The following is a 21,901-nucleotide window of genomic DNA, read 5'->3' on the forward strand; positions in this document are numbered from 1 at the left end:
CTTCAGCCCGCGTCGAGCAGGTGGGTATCCCCGGGCGACGACGACACCAACGCACTGAGCCGGCCGAATAGATCGATCGCCGATTGGACGGCCTGATCGACGAAGGCGCCGAACTCGGCGTCACCGCGAAAACGCCGCTCGGCCAACACGCCGACCAGCCGCGGATCAGAGGATTCGAACACGGTGGCCGTCACCCGCGGATCGGCGGCATTCCATTGCTCGACCAGCGCCGCCACCCGACCGCTTTGATCCGCCGGGTAGTAGCGCTCGGCGGTGATGCTGACTCCCACCGCCGAACCGTCGGGCCCGCATGGCTGCAGATGTACGTGCAGACGGCCGTGATACGCACTGATGAGAAAAAAGAACTCATCGTCGTGGTGTCCGCGGAAATACCGCACCTGCCGGGTGCGCAGGTAGCTCTCGATGAGCTGGATGCCGGTCGCGATGTTCATGACTGAATAACGGACCGGATAAACGACACGGTTCCCAGATCAGCCGTGGTTGCGCCAAGAATCCGATAAGAGTTGGTTAAATGGCAAACACCGAAAAATACATGCATAGTCACGTCCCAGCCAAAAGATCGACGCTCAAGCTGATGCGTCGGCAATCTTTTGGCTTTCCCTGCGCGTTCGCTGAGAAGCTAGTAACTTCTGGCGCAGCAGTAACTTCAATTCGCACAGGGGACGGACAATGATCAAAAGTTTATTGACGGCGGCCGCTGCCGCCGGCGCCATCGCTCTCATCGGCGCACCTGCTGCCGGCGCGGTTACCAATGCCGAGGCCGACTACCTGAAGGACCTTTCCGGCGCCGGGATCGCTGGCGACCAGGCCGCGTTGGTGGCCGACGGCTGGACCATCTGCAAGGCCCTGACCGGGGGCGCAAATCCGAACGATTTGTCGCAGACGTACTTCACCAACTCCGGTTCGATCAGCCATGCTCAGGCGGACGCGGCGGTCAATTTCGCCAAGACCGATCTGTGCCCGGCGGGCTGATAGGCCTTTCGGCGAACGAAATCGCGACTGGCCCGGATTAGGCCAGCCGCGTAATCACCTCGGCGACAACTGAGTCGGCCGGGATATCCACCTGAGCACCGGTGGCGAGGTCCTTGACGCCAATAGTGCCGGCCTCGATATCCCGGTCGCCTGCTACCAGGGCGATGCGTGCACCCGAGCGATCGGCCGCGCGCATCGCCCCTTTCATGCCGCGGTCGCCGTACGCCAGATCGACTCGTACCCCCGCCGCGCGCAGGCGCGCCGCCACCGTCGCGAGCACCAACTTGGACTGCTCCCCCAGGGGCACCCCGAAAACGTCGCAGCGGCTTGGGTTTCCGGCGGTCTTGCCCTCGGCGCGCAGCGCCAGCACGGTGCGGTCGACACCGAGCCCGAAGCCGATACCCGACAGATCCTGGCCACCGAGCTGACGCATCAGCCCGTCGTAGCGGCCACCGCCGCCGATCCCGGACTGGGCCCCAAGACCGTCGTGCACGAACTCGAACGTCGTCTTGGTGTAGTAATCCAGCCCACGGACCATCCGCGGGTTGATCACGTACGGCACTCCGAGCGCGTCGAGGTGCGCGAGCACGGTCTCGAAATGCTGCTTGGCGACATCGGAGAGATGGTCGAGCATCACCGGGGCCTCGGCGGTCATCTCCCGCACGTGCGGGCGCTTGTCGTCGAGCACCCGCAGCGGGTTGATCTCGGCCCGGCGCCGGGTGTCGTCGTCGAGATCGAGCTTGAACAAAAAGCTCTGCAACAACTCCCGGTATTGGGGACGGCAGGTGTCATCGCCCAGCGAGGTGATCTCGAGGCGGAAACCGTCCAGGCCCAGCGAGCGGAAGCCCGCGTCGGCAATCGCGATCACCTCGGCGTCCAGTGCCGGATCGTCGACACCGATCGCCTCGACCCCGACCTGCTGCAGCTGCCGGTACCGACCGGCCTGCGGGCGCTCATAACGGAAGAACGGGCCCGCGTAGCAGAGCTTGACCGGCAGCGCGCCGCGGTCCAGCCCGTGCTCGATCACCGCGCGCATCACTCCCGCGGTGCCCTCGGGCCGCAATGTCACCGACCGCTCGCCGCGGTCGGCGAAGGTGTACATCTCCTTGGACACCACATCGGTGGACTCGCCGACGCCGCGGGCGAACAGCGCGGTGTCTTCGAAGATGGGCAGCTCGACATCGCCGTAGCCGGCCAGCCGGGCCGTATTCAGCAGTCCGTCACGAACCGCGACGAACTCCGCCGACTCGGGCGGCAGATAGTCGGGGACACCCTTGGGTGCCTGGAATTCACTCACGCAGTCAGACCTTCGAGGAATGGGTTGGTACGGCGTTCGAGACCAATGGTGGTCGATTCACCATGCCCCGGTAATACCAGGGTGTCGTCGTCGAGCACCAACAATTTTTCGACGATCGAGCCCAGCAGGTCCCTGCCGCTGCCGCCGGGCAGGTCGGTACGCCCCACGGTCTGCTTGAACAGGGTGTCGCCCGTGAACGCCACCGCCGGGCGTATCCCCGAGTCGCTTCGCTCCTGCCCGCCGAAGGGGCCCTGATCCACACGAAACACCACCGACCCGCGGGTGTGGCCCGGTGTGTGGTCGACGGTCACTGTGATGTCGCCGAGCTCGAGCGTGTCCCCGTCCCGGTCCAGCTCCACGACCTGCTTGGGTTCGCGGAACAGTGCGCTCAGCGCGATCTGGCCCAGCCGGGGGCCGAACCCCCGGATCGGGTCGGTGAGCATGTAGCGGTCCTCGGGGTGGATGAACACCGGGCAACCGAACGTGTCGCCGACTTTCTGCGCCGACCAGATGTGGTCGATGTGCCCGTGGGTCAGCAACACCGCGGCCGGGGTCAGCCTGTTCTCGTCGAGAATCCGGCGCAGGTTGCCCATCGCACGCTGTCCAGGGTCGACGACGACGGCGTCGGCCCCGGCGCGTGGGGCCAGCACGTAGCAGTTGCATGCCAACATGCCGGCCGGAAACCCGGTGAGCAGCACGCCGTCCAGTTTCCCATCCCGGCGCTAGGTGTCCGGCGGCGGAGTGCTCAGGTCCACGCCGGACTCCCGCGCGGCGTCATACAAGCGCGCGATGTAGTGCGATCCCTCGGCGGTCGCTCGGGCGCGCCGAGCCTTGCTACGGCGCTGCCGGGAATTCTCGGTGACGGCGCCGACGACGAAGAGACCCAGAAACACGAATGCGCCCGCGACGTTGCCGAACAACGACCAGGTGAGCACCCCGGACAGAGCCATCCCCATCGGTAATACGACCATCAACGCAAAGATCGACCCTCGCTTGGCGTCGCGCACGTGCACCCCCATCCGCCGTGTGCCGGGAGCGTAAGTCTGACGACTAAGAGCAGGCTGATAGCGGCCGGTGTCGCGGCGAAGAAGATGGCGCCGGCCACGCCCGGTACGCCCGCCGCTACATTCCGGCGGCATGAGCTGGCACACTCGTTGCCGACTCACCCGAACACCCACGGAGGACCACACGGTGCCCACCAACGAACAGCGACGTGCGACAGCCAAGCGCAAACTCGAGCGGCAGCTGGAGCGACGCGCCCAACAGGAGAAGCGCCGCCGCCTGTTCATCGTGATCGGCGGAGTCGTGGCGATCGTCGTGGCCGCTGCCCTTGTCGCCACGTTCGTCCTGACCAACAAGGATGACAAGACCACGAGCGCATCGTCGACCTCCACAAGTGCGACGGCGGACGCCGGTGGTCCCAGCGCTGCTCCCCCGTCCACCGGCGGTCTGCCGCCGTTCAAGGCCAGCGCGAATCTGGGCGCCAACTGCCAGTACCCGGCGACGCCCGAGCCGGCCAGCAAGAAGGTTGACCCGCCCCACACCGGCAAGGTCCCCACGACCCCGGCAACGGTGACCGCCAGCATGAGCACCAACCAGGGCAACCTCGGGCTGAACCTGGACAACGCCAAGGCCCCGTGCACGGTCAACAGCTTCGCCAGCCTGGCGCAGAAGGGCTTCTTCAACGACACGCCCTGCCACCGGCTGACCACGTCGCCGTCGTTGTCAGTGCTGCAGTGTGGCGACCCGACCGGCCAAGGCACCGGCGGACCGGGCTACCAGTTCGCCAACGAATACCCCACCGACCAGTACCCCGAGGGTGATCCCGCCCTGCAGCAGCCAGTGACGTATCCGCGCGGAACGCTGGCGATGGCCAACGCCGGGCCGGGCACCAACGGCAGCCAGTTCTTCCTGGTCTACAAAGATTCGCAGCTGCCGCCCAACTACACCGCCTTCGGCACGATCGACGCGACGGGGCTGGCGACGCTGGACAAGATCGCCGCCGCCGGTGTCGACGGCGGCGGCCAGGACGGCAAGCCGGCGACCGCCGTACAGATCAAGTCGATCCTGCTGGACTAGCCGGGCCATGAGCCAACCTCCGCCTTACTACCCGCCACCGCCACCGCACTACGGATCGCCGTACGGACCGGGGCCGTATCGCTATCCGGCGCCGCCGCCGACCAACGGGATGGCGATCGCGTCGCTGATCTGTGCGTTCGTGTTCGCGCCGCTCGGGATCGTGTTCGGCCACATCTCGCTGTCGCAGATCAAGAAGACCGGCGAAGAAGGCCGTGGGCTGGCGATCGCGGGTTTGGTGATCAGCTATCTGGTGACGGTGCTGAGCATTCTGGTCGTGGTCGCCGGCATCGTGTTCTTCTCCTGGATGGCCCGGGAACTGGAGCGCAACGGCGGCGCAGGCATTCCGGGACGCACCATCGCCGGCGGAAGCGGCGAGTTGCCGCCGTTCGCACCGCCGGCCAGCCTCGGCACCAACTGCCAGTACCCGGCGACGGCCACGCCGGCCGACAAACCGGTCACGCCGCCGCCGGCCGGCAATGTACCCACAACGCCGGCGACCGTGGACGCGACGATGATCACCAACGCCGGCCCGATCGTCCTTCACCTCGACAACGCCAAGGCCCCGTGCACGGTCAACAGCTTCGAAAGTCTGATCAAGCAGAACTACTTCGACAACACGCCGTGCCACCGTCTGACCGACTCGCCATCACTATCGGTGCTGCAGTGCGGTGACCCGACCGGCCAAGGCACCGGCGGACCCGGATACCGGTTCGCCAATGAGTACCCGACGAACCAGTACCGGCCGTTCGATCAGGCGCTCAGGCAGCCCGTGCGCTATCCGCGAGGCACGCTTGCCATGGCCAACGCGGGACCTGACACCAACGGCAGCCAGTTCTTCATCGTCTATCGCGATTCGATGCTGCCGCCGACGTACACGGCGTTCGGACAGGTCGACAAGACCGCGTTCGGCATAGTCCAAGACATCGCCTCGGTCGGTATCGCCGGGGGGGCCGACGACGGGAAACCCGCGAGACCGGTGACGATCAAGTCGATCCGGCTGAACTGAGCCCGCTCAGCTGCCCGGCAAGCCCTGCTCTTCGGGCGGCAGCGGCGCCGGCCCCTTGATGGCAGGGACTGCGACCGGAAGGGCGCCCTGACTCGGGGCTACGGACTGGGTGACCGTGACTCCGGTGGACATTCCCGAACTGACAAACGATCCACTGTCGGTCTGCGGATTTGCCGCTACCGCGGCGAAGGCACCGAGCGAAACCAGGGCACCGGCCCCGATAGTGGCGGACAACACGTGAAACCTCTTCATAACCAACCTCTTTCCAAGGGGACTTGGCACCAAGTAACAAGGGCATTGCGCCAACCAGATATTCCGTCAACATGAATGAAATAATCTGCGGCACAGAGCCGTTGACCCACGTGTTATGTCTAACTATCTGCAAGGAGTCTGTCGTCTCGCGCTGGGCGCACTGGCGGCAATCGCCTTCCTTGCCGTCCCGAATGCGCTAGTGAACGCTCCACAGTCCCGTGTCGCCGCGCAGGGCTGCTACAACGGTGTACTCCCGTGGAATCCCAACCTGCAGAGTTGCAGTCTGCCGCCCGTTCAACCGCGGGTTCGCGGTGCGGCGCCGTATGCCGGGGCGATCATCGCCTGCCGGCATCATCCTGGCTGCCTGGCCTGGTACGTCAACGGCGGGCCCTGAAGGCGCTATCCGCCCATCACACGCCCGCCGACCGCGATCAGCAGCCGGCGCGGGGTGAGTCTGGTCAGCACGTGAGCGATGATCCCGTTGGTCAGTCCGTCGACGAAACTCGGCTTGGAACCTGCTAATTCGCGCATCGTCGCATCAACCACCTGCTTGGCGGTGCGCTTGCGGCCGACGGCCGCCGCCTCGCCCGCCACGTCGAAGAACTCGGTGGCGGTGGCACCGGGGCAGACCGCCAAAACCCGTATGCCGTGCGTTTTCTCCTCAGCCCACAGGGCTTCGGTGAACGACAGCACGAACGCCTTGGTCGCACCGTAGACCGCCATATGGGGTAACGGCTGAAAGGCCGCCGTCGAGGCGATGTTGACGATCGTGCCGCGGCCCAGGCTGCGCATCCCGGGCAGGTAGCGCGCCGTCAGATCCACCACGGTGCCGCAGTTGAGCGCAATCTCGTCCGTCAGCCGCTTCGGGTCGGCGTCGATGACATCGCCGTGCGTGCCGAATCCCGCGTTGTTGATCAGACCGTCGACGACGATGCCCGCTGCGGCGGTACGAGAGACCAGTTCAGCAGCGGCACCCGGTGCCGACAGATCGAGCGCGACGACGGTGACGTCGACGTTGTGCGCCGAGCGCAACTCCCCCGCCAGGCGCTCCAGCGCGTCCTCGCGGCGGGCCACCAGAACCAGATCGTGGCCCAGGGCGGCGAATTGCCGCGCGTATTCGACACCGAGCCCCGCTGACGCCCCGGTGATCAGTGTCGCCATATCAGGCTGCGCTCGTCACCCGGTAGACGTCGTAGACGCCTTCGATGTTGCGGACCGCGTTGAGCACATGTCCGAGATGCTTGGGATCACCCATCTCGAAGGTGAAGCGGCTGATGGCAACTCGATCGTTGGAGGTGGTCACCGAGGCCGACAGGATGTTGACCCGCTCGTCGGCCAGCACCCGGGTGACATCGGAAAGCAACCGGTGCCGGTCGAGTGCCTCGACCTGAATGGCCACCAAGAACACCGAAGTGGGCGACGGCGCCCAGGTCACCTCGATGATCCGCTCCGCCTGCTGTTGCAGCGACGTCGCGTTGGTGCAGTCGGTGCGGTGCACGCTGACCCCGCCGCCACGGGTGACGAATCCCATAATGTTGTCGCCGGGCACCGGAGTGCAGCACTTGGCCAGCTTGGTCAGCGTGCCGGGCGCGCCTGGCACCGCGACGCCGGTGTCGTCGGTGCTGCGCTGGCGCACCGGCATGGTGGCCGGCGTAGAGCGTTCGGCCAGTTCGTCTTCCGCGCTCTCGGCGCCCCCGAGCTGGGCCAGCAGCCGTTGCACCACGTGCCGCGGGGAAACGTGGCCCTCCCCGACCGCCGTGTAGAGCGCCGAGACATCGGCGTAGCGCAGCTCCTGGGCCAGCGCGCCCATCGCCTCGGCGTTGACCAGCTTCTGCAACGGCAGCCCGCCGCGGCGGACTTCACGGGCGATCGAATCCTTACCGGCTTCCAGCGCCTCCTCGCGGCGCTCCTTGGCGAACCACTGCCGGATCTTGGCCTTGGCGCGCGGGGACACCACGAAGCCCTGCCAGTCCCGTGACGGGCCGGCGTTGGGCGCCTTGGAGGTGAAAACCTCCACCACTTCCCCATTTTCGAGCTTGCGTTCCAGCGCCACCAGCCGGCCGTTGACCCGCGCACCGATACAACGGTGGCCGACCTCGGTGTGCACGGCGTAGGCGAAGTCCACCGGCGTCGAACCCGTCGGCAACGTGATCACGTCACCCTTCGGGGTGAACACGAAGATCTCTTGTACCGCAAGGTCGTAACGCAATGACTCCAGGAACTCGCCGGGGTCGGCGGCTTCCCGCTGCCAGTCGAGCAGCTGACGCATCCAAGCCATGTCATCGATCTCGGTGGCCGTATTGGGATGCGGAACTCCGTTGCGGCCCTTCGACTCTTTGTAACGCCAGTGCGCGGCGATGCCGAACTCGGCGGTGCGGTGCATGTCGCTGGTGCGGATCTGCACCTCCAGCGGCTTGCCCTCCGGCCCGACGACGGTGGTGTGCAGCGACTGGTACACCCCGAACCTGGGCTGGGCGATGTAGTCCTTGAACCGGCCCGGCATCGGCTGCCACAGCGAATGCACAACGCCCACAGCGGCATAGCAGTCGCGGATCTCGTCGCACAGGATTCGCACACCCACCAGATCGTGGATGTCGTCGAAGTCGCGGCCCTTGACGATCATCTTCTGATATATCGACCAGTAATGCTTGGGCCGGCTCTCGACGGTGGCGCTGATCTTCATCCCGGACAGCGCGGAGGTGATCTCGGCGCGAACCTTGGCCAGGTAGGTGTCGCGCGACGGCGCCCGGTCGGCGACCAGTCGCACGATCTCCTCGTAGCGCTTGGGATGCAGGATGGCGAAAGACAGGTCCTCCAGCTCCCACTTGACGGTGGCCATACCCAGCCGATGAGCAAGCGGGGCAATGACTTCCAGTGTCTCGCGAGCCTTGCGGGCCTGCTTCTCCGGCGGCAGGAATCGCATGGTGCGCATATTGTGCAGACGATCGGCGACCTTGATGACGAGAACCCGCGGGTCGCGCGCCATCGCGATGATCATCTTGCGGATGGTCTCGCCCTCGGCCGCCGTACCCAGCGCCACCTTGTCCAACTTGGTGACACCGTCGACCAGGTGCGCCACCTCTTCGCCGAAGTCGGCGGTCAGCGCCTCCATGGCGTAACCGGTGTCCTCGACGGTGTCGTGCAGCAGCGCGGCCACCAGCGTGGTGGTGTCCATGCCGAGCTCGGCCAGGATGTTGGCGACGGCCAGCGGGTGGGTGATGTACGGGTCTCCGGAGCGGCGCAGCTGATCGGCGTGCTTGGCCTCGGCCACTTCGTAGGCGCGCTGCAGGAGCGCCAGGTCTGCCTTGGGGTAGATCTCGCGGTGCACCGACACCAGCGGTTCGAGGACCGGGTTGACGGTGCTGCGCTGAGACGTCATCCGCCGCGCCAGCCGGGCGCGTACCCGCCGCGACGCGCTGCTGGTGGTCTTCGGCGTCTCGGCGCGCGGCTCGGCGGGCGGGATGTCGGCGACCGGCAGCGGCGCTGTCGTCACAGTCTTGTCGTCAGCCACCGCTCACCTCCTCGCCATCAGACCGACTTCGAGGATATCCCTCCTCGTTCAGCCGAGTGGCGGGCCCGCTCAGTCCAGGACTGACGGCGTGCCGCGTGACCCTGGCCTATTCCGACGACGTGACCGACACCCCGTCACTCAGCGAGCCGATCGGCTTGGTCTTGATGACGTAGCTGCCGGTGCCGTTCGGGTTGGGCGTGTCGAAGGTCGCACCGTTCAGCTGGTAGGTCGAGTTACCAATTTTGACGGTGAAATCGCCGGTCACGTGATACACCGGCGCCGAGCCTTCGATCCATGATGTGTAGCCCGGCGCAACCGGAACGTTCAACGTTTGCGTGAAGGTATGGGTGCTCGTCCACGAGTGACCGTAGGTGGCGGTGATCTCGATGTTGATGATCGACGCGAGCTTGGCAAGCGTCCCACCTGAAAGTTTGACGCTGATGCCGACGCTATCGGTCTGCGAGACCTGGTCGGCGATCGCGATGCTGAACGTCGTCGCGGTCGACGTCTCATTCGTGACCGGGTTGCCAATTGTCCGCACCGGAGTGAAGCCGGCAACCTGGCTGATCGCGTTGTAGGAGCAGGATGCTTGCGAGCCGTCGTAGCAGATCCCGGGAAGCACCTTGGCGATCTTGGCCGCGTCGTCGGCGTTGAGCGTGATCACGGGGCTGCCCTTGTCCTTCGCGATCGCCATCCGGTCGTTGGGGACATCGCACTGGCCGTTGCCGCCGGCCGAGCAGCTGGTGTCCCGTGGCTTCGTCTCGAACCTGACCTGGAAGGTGGTGCCGGCATAACCTGCCGGGATGTAACCGACGTCGGACGGGGTGTACCCGAAGCCCACCGTGCCGAAATTGGTGGTGACGTCACCGACACGGAACAGGTACCAGTTCACATCCCAACTGGCCTCACCGCCGGGCAAGATGACCGAGCCGACCGTCGGGCCGCTATCCAAATCACCGGTGCCGCCCGCGTAGCCGTTGAACTTCAGCGGCGCCAGCGTGTAGTTGCGGAACCAGAACCGCTCGGTCACCCCGAGGGTGGGCCGGACGGTGATATTGACCGGGACCACGGTCAGACCGTGCTGCCCGTCATCCGCGACGACAGTGAAGCTGTCGACGCCGCCAGACTCGGCAAAGTCGTTGTTGGGCTTGTAGTAATAGGTGCCATTGGCGTTGATGGTCAGGATGCCGTTGGTCGGTCCCTGAGCGACCTGATACGTCAGCTTGTTGCCGTTGGGATCCGACGGCAGCAGGTCACCGATGACCTCGCCGGTGACGAACTCGTACAGCTCCTTCGGGTGTAGGGCCGGAACGCCGTTGACCGCGCTGGAGTCCGTTGCACGCCGAATGGCGTCAACCGCGTTCAGCAGCATCGTGCGCAGCGGCAGGACCGCGCCGATGCCGCCGACATTGGCTGGCTGCGGAGCGTAACCGAGCACCTCGGCGAGATTCGCGACGACCACGTCGAGGCCCACCTGGATGGGTGAGGGTGCGCGGAGTTTCTCGGCGACGGTCGCCGCCGCGGACGTATCGGTGGAGTCCGCGCTGGCGGTCGCCGCGGCTCGCAGTGAGGGCGTCACCCTGGCCGTGTGCGCGACGGCTGTCGCGGCAGGCGTGGCCGTCGGCGTCGTGGCAGTGGCGCGCGCCTTGGCCGATGTGCGGGCGGAGGTAGCGGGCGCCTTGTGCGCCGAAGCGCTGCTGGATGCCGACGACGAATCCGAGGAGTCGGCCGACGCCGTCCCGCAGGTGGCTCCGATTGCCAGGCCCGCCCCGACGGCGAATGCTGCTGCGGCAAGCCGCGGAACCACAATGAACGACGGCACGGGAGTCTCCTCACGACGGGAACGGCCCTACGTGAGCAGCATGGCGGCACCACTTAATGGCGCCAATGGCAAATCGCATCTGCCATGGGGTATTACCGAGGGCGCCATCTGGCCGCCTCGACTCGTTAACCAGACTCAGACGATCTGGAGACTCGAAACCTGCAGCGGCGCAACCTTATCGCGGCCTCCGAGGCCGGACAGCTCGAGCACCACCGCTGCCATCGGGACCTCAGCCCCGCTCGCCGCCAACAACGCGCCCGCAGCGGCAAGGGTGCCGCCGGTGGCCAGCACGTCGTCGATGATGACGATGCGACGCCCGGCCAGGTCTATCCCGTCGGCTGGGATCTCCAGCGTCGCTGTGCCGTACTCCAGGGTGTAGGTCTGACTGTGTACGGGCGGAGGCAGCTTTCCGCCCTTGCGGATGGCCAGCACACCGATGCCCAGCCGATGGGCCACGGCACCGCCCAACAGGAAACCGCGCGCGTCGATGCCGGCGACCAGGTCGGCGCCGGCCGCGATCTCGGCCAGGGCGTCGGTGACAGCGGCCAGGCCGTCGCGGTCGGCCAGCACCGGGGTGAGGTCTTTGAATTGGATGCCCGGTTCGGGGAAGTCGGGCACCTCACGGGTCAGAGCCTTGATCACGTCGGCGACAGGCCTACCGGAGCTCACTTCTCGAACACCCATCGATCCATATTCCAGCCCGCGCCCCACTTGGTCGGATTGCCTTCGACGGCATACATCTTCTTCGACGCCATCACCGTGCGCTGCTGACGGTACAGCGGCACGGTTGGCATGTCGCCCCACAGGATCGGCGAACTGTCGCCCAGCAGCTTGGCCCGTTCCTTGGCGTCGGCGGTGACGGCGAGCGCCGAGATGATGCCGTCGATCTGCGGGTTGGCGTAGCGCGGCAGATTGTTGCCGTTGCCGGAGAACAGGGAATAGGCGTCCAGCGCCGAGGATCCCGTCGACCCGCTGCCGCTCGCGCCACCGGTACTGGCGATCAGCACGTCGAGTTTGCCGTCGCGCAGCGTCTGCGGTCCGGTGGTGTCCGATGTCGTGTCGACGACGGTAATGCCCGCGCCGGCACAGGATTTGGCGATCGCACCGACGGTGGCCGCCAGCCGCGGGTTGGGCGCCTGGTAGCCGATCCGCACGGTCAGCGGCTGCCCGCCCAGTGCGTCGCGGGCCGCGCCGGGATTGGCGGGCCCGAACTGACCGGCGATCGCGGCGCCTTCCATACCGGTGAACGCGTCGTCGCCGGCGGCGTTGAGCCGGACGTTGGAGATCGGCGTCTCGGCGTTGAGCGCGATCAGGTCGCGGGGGGTGCACAGCGCCACCGCGCGCCGCGCGGGGGTGGCGGCAAGCGGGCCCTCCGGGGCGAAGATCAGCTGTTCGACGCCACCCGAGGGCAGCTCGTGGCGGCCGTAGCCGTCGGGCGTGCTCAGCGTGCCCGACGAGCCGGTGGCCACGTCGACGACCTGGAAGGAGCCGTTGTTGATCCGGTCCTGCACGTCGACGCCGCGCGGCCACACCGTGATCCGCTTGGTGATCGGCTTGGCCCCCCACCACCGGTCGTTGGCGGTCAGTACGACGGCGCCCTCCGGCAGCACCGAGTCGATCTTGTAGGGACCCGACGAGGGGAAGCGTTTGAGATCAATCCCGGGCTTGAGGTCCCACACGCTGTTCCAGACCTTGGCGATGTTGTCGATCGCCGTGGGATCGCCACCCTGGATGGTGCGGGTGACGTCGACGCCGAGTACATCGCCGATCACGTGCGACGGCATCATCGATGTCGCGGTGAACAGCTGCAGATAGTCCGCGACAGCACGCCCCGGCAGGTAGGACACCCGGGCCTTCTTCTGCCCCGGCTGGCAGTCGATGGAGTCGATGTCTAGGTAGCCGGCGCGGCTGGCGGCGTCGAACGCCGGGAACCGCCCAGACTGCGCGGCCCACGCCAGCACCATGTCGTCACAGGTCACCGGCTTGCCGTCGGAATAGACGGCCTTGTCGGAGATGGTGTAGTCCAGCACCAGCGGATCGCGACCGACCACCGACACCGAGCCGAAGTCGTTGTCGGCCAGCACCTGCCCGTCCGGCCCGTGGAAGTTGAACCCGGTGAGCACGCGCGCGAAGGCCTGCGGGCCTGCCGAAGCCGCCCCGCTGACCGTGTTGGTGTTGTAGGAGCTCAGCATGCCGTCGACGGCATAGTTGATCTGGTCGGCGGGACTGCCCGAACACGACGTCAGGACACTGCACGCGAGCGCTCCCACGACAGTCACCACCGCGACAGCGGCGGCGTACCGGCGCCCGACTGCCATGGCCGGCTATCGCCCTCGAGTGCTGCGCTTGCCCGTCGGCCGGCCGGCGCGCGTGCTCGACGGGCGGGCCGGCCGAGCGCCCGGCGCGGGCTTGCTGCCCACGGCAGGGATGCCGCCGATCGCAGCCTCGGCCGGCACCGCGTCAGCGGCCTCGTCCAGGTCAGCCGCGCCGCCGGTGACGATGTCGCCGGCGTCTGATTTCGAGGCCGACCCCTTGCGCCGGTTGAGCACGCGGCGGGTGTGAGTGCGCACCAGATCGGTGCGCTCACGCAATGTCACCAGCAACGGTGTGGCGAAGAAGATCGACGAGTAGGTGCCGACGATGACGCCGACCAGCTGCACCAGTGCCAGGTCCATCAAGGTGCCCACACCGAGCAACCAGACCGCGACCACGATCAACGCGATGATCGGCAGCACCGAGATCAGGCTGGTGTTGATCGACCGCATGAAGGTCTGGTTGACCGCAAGGTTGGCGTGTTCGGCGAACGTTCTTCGGGTGGTGTGCTCAAAGCCGTGGGTGTTCTCTTCGACCTTGTCGAACACGATGACCGTGTCGTACAGCGAGAAGCCCAGGATCGTCAGCAGACCGATGACCGTTGCCGGCGTGACCTCGAAGCCGACGATCGAATACACCCCTGCGGTGACGACGAGGTCGAACACCAGTGTCAGCAGCGCCGACATCGCCATGTACCGCTCGTAGCGGAACGTGATGTAGATGGCGGCCAGCACCAGGAACACCGCGAGCGCGATCAACGCCTTCTTGGTGATCTGGTCACCCCAGGTCTCCGACACCGCCGAGTCGCTGATGACATCCTTGCTGGCCTGGCCGTCGGAGCCCTTGGGTTGGAACGCGTCGAACAGCGCGGTGCGCAGCTTCTCGGTCTGCTCGTTGTTCAGCGCTTCCGAGCGGATCTGCACGGTCGCCGACGAGCCGTTTCCGACGAGCACGACCGATTCCGGCGGCTTGCCCAGGGTCTTGCTGAAGACGTCTTCCACCTGCTGGGTGGTCGCGGTGCCGTTCTGACCGGCGACCGGCATCCCGACTTTGGTGCCGCCTTCGAAGTCGATACCGAAGGTGAAGCCCTTCAGCGCGATGCTCACGATGCAGGCCAAGACGATCAGACCGCTGATCGCGTACCACATCTTGCGCCGGCCGATGACCTCGAAGGCGCCGGTGCCGGTGTAGAGCCTGACGAAGAAGCCGTGCTTGGGCACGGCGGCGCCGGCGGCTTCCAGATCGGGTGCCTCGACGGCGGTGGACTCGATGTCGTCTGCGGTGTCCTTGGCCATGTCGTTACCCCCGTCCCGTCGCTGTGGCGGCCGCTCGGCGTTCTCGGGCGATCTGCTGAACCGCACCGAGACCGTTGAAGGCCGGTTTGGCCATGGTTGTCGACTTCGACGCCAGGAACACCAGCGGCCAGGTCACCAGGAACACGACGACGACGTCGAGGATCGTGGTCAGGCCGAGGGTGAACGCGAAGCCCTTCACCTGGCCGACGGCCAGGAAATACAGCACCGCGGCGGCAAGGAACGTCACCGCGTTACCGGACAGGATCGTCTTACGGGCGCGAGCCCAACCGCGTGGAACCGCCGAGCGGAACGAACGCCCTTCACGTATCTCGTCTTTGATGCGTTCGAAGAACACCACGAACGAGTCGGCCGTCGTGCCGATACCGATGATCAGACCGGCGATACCCGCCAGGTCAAGGGTGTAGTTGATGTATCTGCCCAACAGCACCAGGATGCCGAACACCATGGCGCCGGAAGCCACCAGCGACAGAGCCGTCAACAATCCGAGTACGCGGTAATAGAGCAGCGAATACAGCAGCACGAGGGCCAAACCGATGGCGCCAGCAACCAGACCCGCTCGAAGCGAGGCCAATCCCAGTGTCGCCGAGACGGTCTCGGCCTCCGAGGACTCAAAGGACAACGGCAGCGACCCGTATTTGAGGACGTTGGCCAGCTGCTTGGCGCTGTCGGCGGTGAAGGGCGGGTTGCCGCCGCTGATCTGGGTGCGCCCGCCCGGAATGGCCTCGCGGATCTGCGGAGCACTGACCACTTCGGAGTCCAGCGTGAACGCCGTCTGGGTGCCGATGTTGGCGGCGGTGAAATCAGCCCACGTGGTGGCGGCCTGGTCCTTGAACGTCAGGTCGACGACGTAGGCGCCGCTCTGGTTGTCCAGGCCGGACGTGGCGTCCTTGATCTGGTCACCGCTGATGATCGACTTGTCCAGCACGTAGATGTACTTGTGGTCGTCTGAGCAGGCGACCAGCGGCAGGTTCGGGTCGTCGTTGCCGGCCAGGATGTCGGGCTGGTCGCACTTGCTGGCCATGTACTGCACCGCGATCAGCAGCAGGTTCTGGTTGGTGCTCTGACGCAGCTGCTGCTCGAACTTGATGCGCGCGGCGAGGTCCTTACGCGGATCCGGCGGGGCCGGTGCAGGCGCGGGCGCTGCTGGCGGGGGTGCGCCCGGAGCGGGGGCCGCGCTCGGCGGCGCGGGCTGCCCCGGTGCCGGCTCAGGTGCGGGCGCCGGGGTCGGTGATGGCGACGGCGCCGGTTCCTGCGGGTACGGACGCGGCTGGGGCGCGGGGGCTGCCGGGTTGGCCGGCTCCGGCGCGGGCGCACCGGCCGGCGGTTCACTGGGTGCAGGAGCACCTGCGGGCGGCGTGCCGGGCGGGGGACCACCGGGAGCGGGTGCTCCTGGCGGCGCTGCGCCACCAGGAGCCTGAGCCTGCATCTGCTGCTTGATCGCCTCGATCGGGATCGGCTGGCCGATCACCGGACGGATGAAGAGCCGGGCGGTCTGGCCGAGGTTGCGGGCCTCGTTGCCGTCGTTTCCGGGAACAGTGATGACCAGGTTGTCACCATCGATCACGACCTCGGACCCGGACACCCCGAGTCCGTTGACGCGGGCAGCGATGATCTGCTCCGCCTGGTTGAGCGCATCACGGGTGGGCCGGGATCCGTCGGGGGTGCGCGCGGTGAGCGTGACGCGGGTGCCGCCCTGCAGGTCGATGCCCAGCTTGGGGCTGGCGTGTTTGTCTCCGGTCAGGAAAACAAGCAGGTAGACCCCGATGAGCAAGACCAGAAACAGCGCCAGCCAGCGGTAGGGATGCACCGGCGCCGAAGACGATGCCACGTTGTTGTCTCTCCTAGGTTTGTGCCACGACCCGCTGGGCCTTTGCGCCGCGTCCCGCGGATGCGGTCCTCTGAGCTCCCGCTAGAGGGTACGTGGCGCGCCTGGCGATCAGTCTTTGGTCAGGCGGTCCGTGTCGGTGATCTCCGTGGCCTGGCTGAGCTCGTCAGCGTGCACGTCGTCCTCGGGCCCGTCGTCCACAATGCGCTCGCGAACCGCCAGCTTCATCCAGGTGGTCACCACACCGGGGGCGATTTCCAGGTCGACGGTGTCGTCGGTGATGCCGGCGATCGTCGCCCGCAGGCCCGAGGTGGTGTAGACCTCGTCGCCGATGGTCAGAGACTCGTGCAGGTCGATGGTGGCCTGCATGGCCTTGCGTTGTTTCCGAGAGGCGAAATACATGAATGCGCCCATGATGACGATCAGGGGCAAGAAAATGAGCAGGTCCATGGCGGAACGATTCTTTCGTATCAGGTGCTGGGTCAGCGCTCCGCGACCGTCAGGTCACGCGCTTCATAGCTGCCCAGTCTGCCATTGTGCCGGTTCGGTCCCGACCGGCCCCGTCCGTGGAAGATGGTCACATGGACTTGATCGATACGTTGCGCACCACGGGCGCAGTGCGCGACTTCACCGATGAGCCGGTCGAAGACGCCGTGCTGGCCCGCATTCTCGACACCGCGCGGTTCGCACCGAGCGGCGCCAACGCGCAGGCCTGGCGCCTGGTCGTCGTGAAGGACCCGAACCTTCGGGCTCGCCTGCGCGACCTCTATCTCGGGCCGTGGGTCGACTATCTGACGCTGACAGCGGCCGGGCTACGGCCGTGGTCGCCCGTCAACGACCGCGACGCGGAGTCGGCCGCGCTGGCCACCGACACCGGCTCGGCCCGGGAGGCGGCGGCAAGCCAGGGTTTCACCGCGCACCTCGACGAGGTGCCCGTGCTGCTGGCACTGTTCGCCGACCTTTCGCAGCTGGCCGCCGTCGATCGCGACCTCGACCACTACACGCTCGCCGGTGGCGCGTCGGTTTACCCGTTCGCGTGGAACATCCTGCTGGCCGCCAGGGCCGAGGGCCTCGGTGGCGTCCTGACGACGATGCTCATTCGGGAGGAAGACGAGGTCAAGAAGTTATTGGGCGCCGACGACCCGTTGGTGCTGGCCGGGGTGATCGCGTTGGGCCATCCGGTTCGCCAGCCGCGCCGGCTCACCCGCCAGCCCGTCGAATCGTTCACCACGATCGACCGGATCGACGGCGCGCAGTTCTCCCCCGACACCCGTTAGACACCAACCGATTACGTCGAATTAGTGTGGTCTCACGACGCATTCCATGATGGAGCGCGCCCTCAAGCCGGGTTTTCAGTTGCACCGCACCGCTGCGGGACTAGGCTCGAATCGCCCTCTTCGTGCAGTGCCGCCTTCGTCTAGGAGAACAGAAGTGACCACCCTCGAGCAGAGCCGCAAGCTCGTGACCGACATCCCCGGCCCCGCATCCGTCGAACTGTCCAAGCGCAGGGTCGCCGCGGTGTCGCACGGCGTCGGCGTCACCATGCCGATCTACGCCGCACGGGCGGGCGGCGGGATCATCGAGGACGTCGACGGCAACCGGCTGATCGACCTGGGTTCCGGGATCGCGGTGACGACGATCGGCAACTCCTCGCCGCGAGTGGTCGAGGCAGTGCGCGCACAGGTCGCCGACTTCACCCACACCTGCTTCATGGTGACGCCGTACGAGGAGTACATCGCCGTCGCCGAGCATCTCAACCGCCTCACCCCCGGCTCCTACGAGAAGCGCTCAGCGCTGTTCAACTCCGGGGCCGAGGCCGTGGAGAACGCGATCAAGATCGCCCGCGCCTACACCCGCAAGACCGCGGTGGTGGCCTTCGATCACGCTTACCACGGGCGCACCAATCTGACGATGGCACTGACCGCGAAATCGATGCCCTACAAGAGTGGGTTCGGCCCGTTCGCACCCGAGGTGTATCGCGCACCGATGTCCTACCCCTACCGCGACGGCCTCATCGACAAGGAATGGGCCACCGACGGAGAACTGGCCGCCGAGCGGGCACTGACCGTGATCGACAAGCAGATCGGGGCGGCCAACCTGGCCGCCATCGTCATCGAACCGATCCAGGGCGAGGGCGGCTTCATCGTCCCGGCGCCCGGGTTCCTGCCCGCGCTGCGGGCCTGGTGCTCCGACAACAACGTCGTATTCATCGCCGATGAGGTACAGACGGGGTTCGCCCGCACCGGTTCGATGTTCGCCTGCGAGGACGAAGGCATCGAGCCGGACCTGATCGTCACCGCCAAGGGCATCGCCGACGGCCTGCCGCTGGCCGCGGTGACCGGGCGCGCCGAGGTGATGGACGCCCCGCATGTCAGCGGTCTGGGCGGCACGTACGGCGGCAATCCGGTGGCCTGCGCGGCCGCGCTGGCCACCATCGAGACCATCGAGCTCGACGGTCTGGTGGCGCGCGCCAAGCAGATCGAGACGGTGATGAAGGACAAACTCGGCCGGATACAGGCCGACGACGACCGGATCGGCGACGTCCGCGGCCGGGGCGCCATGATCGCCGTCGAACTGGTGAAATCCGGTACCGGAGAACCCGATCCAGACCTCACGAAAGCCTTGGCGGCCAAGGCGCATGCCCAGGGCGTGCTGGTGTTGACGTGCGGCACCTACGGCAATGTGCTGCGGTTCCTGCCGCCGTTGACGATCAGTGACGAACTACTGATCGAGGGCCTCGGCGTGCTGGCCGATATCCTCGCCGAACTCTGATGACCACCGTCAAGAACTTCATCAACGGAGAGCTGGTCGACTCGGTCAGCGGGGCCACCATGCCCATCGTCGACCCCTCGACCGGTGAAAAGTACGGCACCGCACCGATTTCCAACGAGCAGGACATCGACAACGCATACGGGGCCGCAGCCGCGGCCTTCACCGACTGGAAGCGCACCACCCCGTCGCACCGGCAGAAGGCATTGCTCGGTTTCGCCGACGATGTCGAGAAAGCGGCTGCCGACCTGGTGGCCGCCGAGGGCCGCAACACCGGCAAGCCCAACCACGTGACGGCGGCCGAGGAGATCCCGCCGATGGTCGACCAGATCCGGTTCTTCGCCGGTGCGGCAAGGATTTTGGAGGGCAAGTCGGCCGGAGAATACCTGGCTGACCACACCTCGTGGATCCGCCGCGAGCCGGTCGGGGTGATCGGCCAGGTCGCGCCCTGGAACTACCCGATGATGATGGCGATCTGGAAGTTCTGTCCGGCCATCGCCGCGGGCAACACCGTCGTGCTCAAGCCCAGCGACACCACCCCCGTGACCACTGTGATGCTGGCCGAGATCGCCGCCAAGCACTTCGGGCCCGGCGTGCTCAACGTCGTCTGCGGCGACCGGGTGACCGGCGCGGGCGTCGTCGCCCATCCCACCCCGCAGATGGTGTCGATCACCGGATCGGTGGCCGCGGGCCGCGCCGTCGCGGTCAGCGCCGGCGGGCACCTCAAACGCACCCACCTCGAACTCGGCGGCAAAGCGCCCGTGATCGTGTTCGACGACGCCGACATCGCGACCGCCGCAGAGGGAATCGCGACGGCCGGCTACTTCAACGCCGGCCAGGACTGCACCGCCGCCACCCGGGTGCTGGCCCGTGCCGGCGTCGCCGAGGAGCTCACCGCGGCACTGGCCGAACAGGCCAAGGGTGCAGCCACCACATTCGGCCGGGCGGCTGACGACGAGGACGCCTGGGTGCCACCGGTCAACAACCCCAACCAGCTCGACCGGGTGCTCGGCTTCCTGTCCGACGTGCCCTCACACGCGACCATCGCCGCCGGCGGAAACCGGCAGGGCGACAAGGGTTTCTACGTCGAACCGACCGTCATCGGCGGGCTGTTGCAAGACGATCGCCAGGTCCGGGAGGAGATCTTCGGGCCGGTGATCACCGTGCAGTCGTTCGCCGACGAGGACGAGGCGATCCGCTGGGCCAACGGCACCGAGTACGGCCTGGCGTCCTCGGTGTGGACCAAGGACGTCTCCCGGGCGATCCGGGTGTCCAATGCGCTGGACTTCGGGTGCGTGTGGATCAACACCCACATCCCGCTGGTCGCCGAGATGCCCCACGGCGGCTATAAGTCCTCAGGCCACGGCAAGGACTTGTCGATGTACGGTTTCGAGGACTACACCCGCATCAAGCACGTGATGGCCTATACCGGCTGAAGCTTTTCCCCTGCTTGACCACCAGTTCGGCTATCCGCCAACTGATCTCGTCGACGGTCAGATCCAGGGTGATGAGTTGACTCACCACGTCCGCCCCGGGCCGCACGCACCGTCGCGCGATGAGGACGTCGACATACGAGGTGAATTCGTCGGCCGCCTCGCGACCGGGCAGCTCGTCGGCCCACCGCCAGAACAGCACCCAGTCGTCCTGAGGCACACCCAATGCGGTGCACACGTCGGCGATACGAACGAAGTCGTCGTCGGGGCTGAATATTGCGGTCACGCTTCCACTGTTCACCACACTGGACACGAGATCATCACAGATGTGGCCGATATCGCGTCGTCGGCTCCCGGCAGCTCGCATCACACTTCCACCCGCCGCGCCTTTCGCGGCGGCGGGTGGAACTGCGAGACTCAGTGTGCGACGGGCGTTCGGCGCGAACCGCCGAACATGTCCCGCAGACCGCGATGCCGGCGCACGTCTTCGACGTCGTCGGACTCCGGGCCGCGATCGCGTCGAGGCGTCTCGATGACCGTGGTCGCCGCCGTATCATGCTCGACGCCAACCGGTTCGCCGGCGACCGGGCGCTGGGCATACCGGACGTCGCGCAGGCTGCGCACCGACACCCGACCCAGAGCCATGGCCCCGAAGAAGATGATCAGGGCACCGAGCCCGGTGAAGAAGGCCAGCTCGATCACCAGCTGACCATGGGTGGTGTTGGAAGCGGGAGAGCCGAAGTCACCGAGCCGCAACGGGCTGGCGAACAGCCGCCCCACCACGAACCACGCCCCCGCCACAACGGAGAGCCAGCCGCCGAGCATCGCGGTGGCCCGGTTGCGTGACATCAGCAACAGCAGCCCGCCCAGCACCGTCACCGCGCCGGGCAGCACCTCCAGCCAGCCGCGCGCCGTCGTCCACGTCCACGCGACGGCGGGATCGTAGGCGAAAGTGAAGTACGGCCCGACGAAGGGGATGAGCACACCCCAGGCTCCGAGCAGGACGAGCAGGAAACCACTGACCGCACCGCGGCTGCGCGCGATCTCCATCCGGCCCACACCGGTATCGATGCGCGGTTCTACGTCTTTCATGACGCCTCCTTGGTCAGGGGGATGTCCCCGTGATGTGCCTCGGGTACCCGTGTCGCGCTCGGCTCTAACGGCGCTGGTGGCAGGCTATCGAGACCAAGTTCACAGGCCTGATTCATGGTGTTCGGGCATCGGGGGGAATAACGTTAGTTTTGCTAACGTAGTTTTGCGTAGGTGCAATGAAGCACCCGATCAC

Annotated in this window: 22 protein-coding genes; 7 read left to right on the forward strand and 15 right to left on the reverse strand. The window is 66.6% G+C overall.

The features are described from left to right. Positions 1–2: 2 nt before the first annotated feature. Positions 3–452 (reverse strand): YbjN domain-containing protein, encoded by a 450-nt coding sequence (locus tag CG716_RS00230; protein ID WP_094475371.1) that lies wholly within the window; start codon positions 450–452, stop codon positions 3–5. A gap of 253 nt (positions 453–705) precedes the next feature. Here CG716_RS00230 and CG716_RS00235 point away from each other — a divergent pair, with 253 nt between their 5' ends. Beyond that, positions 706–993, forward strand: coding sequence for a DUF732 domain-containing protein (locus tag CG716_RS00235; RefSeq protein ID WP_165773983.1), 288 nt, complete (start codon positions 706–708; stop codon positions 991–993). Positions 994–1,030: 37 nt separating this feature from the next. Here CG716_RS00235 and hisS read toward each other — a convergent pair whose 3' ends face one another. Genes hisS through CG716_RS00250 form a run of 3 tightly spaced genes read right to left on the reverse strand, consistent with a single transcriptional unit; the run spans position 1,031 to position 3,297 of the window. Next, positions 1,031–2,290, reverse strand: a complete 1,260-nt coding sequence (gene hisS / locus CG716_RS00240; RefSeq protein WP_094475373.1) for a histidine--tRNA ligase — start codon at positions 2,288–2,290, stop codon at positions 1,031–1,033. Next, complete coding sequence (locus CG716_RS00245; RefSeq protein ID WP_094475374.1) at positions 2,287–2,988, reverse strand: MBL fold metallo-hydrolase; 702 nt, start codon at positions 2,986–2,988, stop codon at positions 2,287–2,289. The genes hisS and CG716_RS00245 overlap by 4 nt, the downstream gene beginning before the upstream one ends. A 24-nt stretch (positions 2,989–3,012) precedes the next feature. Further along, on the reverse strand, positions 3,013–3,297 hold the full coding sequence (locus CG716_RS00250; RefSeq protein ID WP_133066837.1) for a hypothetical protein: 285 nt from the start codon (positions 3,295–3,297) through the stop codon (positions 3,013–3,015). Between the two features lie 184 nt (positions 3,298–3,481). On the opposite strand from CG716_RS00250, the gene CG716_RS00255 reads away from it, so the two are divergent. Next, positions 3,482–4,369, forward strand: a complete 888-nt coding sequence (locus CG716_RS00255; RefSeq protein WP_094475376.1) for a peptidylprolyl isomerase — start codon at positions 3,482–3,484, stop codon at positions 4,367–4,369. 7 nt (positions 4,370–4,376) lie between these two features. Further along, positions 4,377–5,375: a peptidylprolyl isomerase gene (locus tag CG716_RS31020; protein WP_094475377.1), complete on the forward strand. Its 999-nt coding sequence runs from the start codon at positions 4,377–4,379 to the stop codon at positions 5,373–5,375. A gap of 6 nt (positions 5,376–5,381) precedes the next feature. Here the strand turns inward: CG716_RS31020 and CG716_RS00265 are convergent, their stop codons facing one another. Further along, entirely contained in the window at positions 5,382–5,627 is a 246-nt protein-coding gene (locus tag CG716_RS00265; protein ID WP_094475378.1) for a hypothetical protein, read from the reverse strand. A gap of 115 nt (positions 5,628–5,742) precedes the next feature. Here CG716_RS00265 and CG716_RS00270 point away from each other — a divergent pair, with 115 nt between their 5' ends. Then, complete coding sequence (locus CG716_RS00270; protein WP_165773985.1) at positions 5,743–6,021, forward strand: hypothetical protein; 279 nt, start codon at positions 5,743–5,745, stop codon at positions 6,019–6,021. Positions 6,022–6,026: 5 nt separating this feature from the next. On the opposite strand, the gene CG716_RS00275 is transcribed toward CG716_RS00270, so the two are convergent. The 8 genes from CG716_RS00275 to yajC all read right to left on the reverse strand — a co-directional run bounded on the left by CG716_RS00275 (position 6,027) and on the right by yajC (position 16,864). Then, a complete protein-coding gene (locus tag CG716_RS00275; protein WP_094475380.1) occupies positions 6,027–6,788 on the reverse strand; it encodes an SDR family NAD(P)-dependent oxidoreductase in 762 nt (253 codons plus the stop codon). A 1-nt stretch (position 6,789) separates the two neighbouring features. After that, positions 6,790–9,105: a RelA/SpoT family protein gene (locus CG716_RS00280; protein ID WP_234817668.1), complete on the reverse strand. Its 2,316-nt coding sequence runs from the start codon at positions 9,103–9,105 to the stop codon at positions 6,790–6,792. Positions 9,106–9,244: 139 nt separating this feature from the next. Next, positions 9,245–10,960: a cadherin-like domain-containing protein gene (locus CG716_RS00285; protein WP_094475382.1), complete on the reverse strand. Its 1,716-nt coding sequence runs from the start codon at positions 10,958–10,960 to the stop codon at positions 9,245–9,247. 135 nt (positions 10,961–11,095) lie between these two features. Further along, on the reverse strand, positions 11,096–11,644 hold the full coding sequence (locus CG716_RS00290; protein ID WP_094475383.1) for an adenine phosphoribosyltransferase: 549 nt from the start codon (positions 11,642–11,644) through the stop codon (positions 11,096–11,098). Next, positions 11,626–13,278 (reverse strand): ABC transporter substrate-binding protein, encoded by a 1,653-nt coding sequence (locus CG716_RS00295; protein WP_094475384.1) that lies wholly within the window; start codon positions 13,276–13,278, stop codon positions 11,626–11,628. The genes CG716_RS00290 and CG716_RS00295 overlap by 19 nt, the downstream gene beginning before the upstream one ends. 6 nt (positions 13,279–13,284) lie before the next feature. Next, on the reverse strand, positions 13,285–14,568 hold the full coding sequence (gene secF / locus CG716_RS00300; RefSeq protein WP_094475906.1) for a protein translocase subunit SecF: 1,284 nt from the start codon (positions 14,566–14,568) through the stop codon (positions 13,285–13,287). A gap of 4 nt (positions 14,569–14,572) precedes the next feature. After that, on the reverse strand, positions 14,573–16,417 hold the full coding sequence (secD, locus tag CG716_RS00305; RefSeq protein WP_094475385.1) for a protein translocase subunit SecD: 1,845 nt from the start codon (positions 16,415–16,417) through the stop codon (positions 14,573–14,575). 108 nt (positions 16,418–16,525) lie between these two features. Further along, a complete protein-coding gene (gene yajC, locus CG716_RS00310; protein ID WP_094475386.1) occupies positions 16,526–16,864 on the reverse strand; it encodes a preprotein translocase subunit YajC in 339 nt (112 codons plus the stop codon). Positions 16,865–16,995: 131 nt separating this feature from the next. On the opposite strand from yajC, the gene CG716_RS00315 reads away from it, so the two are divergent. The 3 genes from CG716_RS00315 to CG716_RS00325 all read left to right on the forward strand — a co-directional run bounded on the left by CG716_RS00315 (position 16,996) and on the right by CG716_RS00325 (position 20,619). Further along, complete coding sequence (locus CG716_RS00315; RefSeq protein WP_094475387.1) at positions 16,996–17,691, forward strand: nitroreductase family protein; 696 nt, start codon at positions 16,996–16,998, stop codon at positions 17,689–17,691. 154 nt (positions 17,692–17,845) lie between these two features. Continuing rightward, the gene (gabT, locus tag CG716_RS00320; protein WP_094475388.1) at positions 17,846–19,186 is read left to right on the forward strand and encodes a 4-aminobutyrate--2-oxoglutarate transaminase; all 1,341 of its coding nucleotides are present in this window, start codon (positions 17,846–17,848) and stop codon (positions 19,184–19,186) included. Beyond that, positions 19,186–20,619, forward strand: a complete 1,434-nt coding sequence (locus CG716_RS00325) for a gamma-aminobutyraldehyde dehydrogenase (protein WP_094475389.1) — start codon at positions 19,186–19,188, stop codon at positions 20,617–20,619. Before gabT ends, CG716_RS00325 begins: the two co-directional genes overlap by 1 nt. Here CG716_RS00325 and CG716_RS00330 read toward each other — a convergent pair. Further along, on the reverse strand, positions 20,591–20,902 hold the full coding sequence (locus CG716_RS00330; RefSeq protein WP_133066838.1) for a hypothetical protein: 312 nt from the start codon (positions 20,900–20,902) through the stop codon (positions 20,591–20,593). The genes CG716_RS00325 and CG716_RS00330 overlap by 29 nt on opposite strands. A 131-nt stretch (positions 20,903–21,033) precedes the next feature. Then, a complete protein-coding gene (locus CG716_RS00335; protein WP_094475391.1) occupies positions 21,034–21,708 on the reverse strand; it encodes a hypothetical protein in 675 nt (224 codons plus the stop codon). Between the last annotated feature and the right edge of the window lie 193 nt (positions 21,709–21,901).

Source organism: Mycolicibacterium sphagni, assembly GCF_002250655.1.
Classification (GTDB): domain Bacteria; phylum Actinomycetota; class Actinomycetes; order Mycobacteriales; family Mycobacteriaceae; genus Mycobacterium; species Mycobacterium sphagni.

What these genes read in the sequence shown, in the direction of transcription:
- CG716_RS00230 (WP_094475371.1), bottom strand. Translation starts at nt 452, where the DNA reads ATGAACATCGCGACCGGCATCCAGCTCATCGAGAGCTACCTGCGCACC.
- secF (WP_094475906.1), bottom strand. Translation starts at nt 14,568, where the DNA reads ATGGCCAAGGACACCGCAGACGACATCGAGTCCACCGCCGTCGAGGCA.
- CG716_RS00265 (WP_094475378.1), bottom strand. Translation starts at nt 5,627, where the DNA reads ATGAAGAGGTTTCACGTGTTGTCCGCCACTATCGGGGCCGGTGCCCTG.
- CG716_RS00290 (WP_094475383.1), bottom strand. Translation starts at nt 11,644, where the DNA reads ATGGGTGTTCGAGAAGTGAGCTCCGGTAGGCCTGTCGCCGACGTGATC.
- CG716_RS00295 (WP_094475384.1), bottom strand. Translation starts at nt 13,278, where the DNA reads ATGGCAGTCGGGCGCCGGTACGCCGCCGCTGTCGCGGTGGTGACTGTC.
- CG716_RS00270 (WP_165773985.1), top strand. Translation starts at nt 5,743, where the DNA reads ATGTCTAACTATCTGCAAGGAGTCTGTCGTCTCGCGCTGGGCGCACTG.
- CG716_RS00335 (WP_094475391.1), bottom strand. Translation starts at nt 21,708, where the DNA reads ATGAAAGACGTAGAACCGCGCATCGATACCGGTGTGGGCCGGATGGAG.
- CG716_RS00275 (WP_094475380.1), bottom strand. Translation starts at nt 6,788, where the DNA reads ATGGCGACACTGATCACCGGGGCGTCAGCGGGGCTCGGTGTCGAATAC.
- CG716_RS31020 (WP_094475377.1), top strand. Translation starts at nt 4,377, where the DNA reads ATGAGCCAACCTCCGCCTTACTACCCGCCACCGCCACCGCACTACGGA.
- yajC (WP_094475386.1), bottom strand. Translation starts at nt 16,864, where the DNA reads ATGGACCTGCTCATTTTCTTGCCCCTGATCGTCATCATGGGCGCATTC.
- CG716_RS00315 (WP_094475387.1), top strand. Translation starts at nt 16,996, where the DNA reads ATGGACTTGATCGATACGTTGCGCACCACGGGCGCAGTGCGCGACTTC.
- CG716_RS00325 (WP_094475389.1), top strand. Translation starts at nt 19,186, where the DNA reads ATGACCACCGTCAAGAACTTCATCAACGGAGAGCTGGTCGACTCGGTC.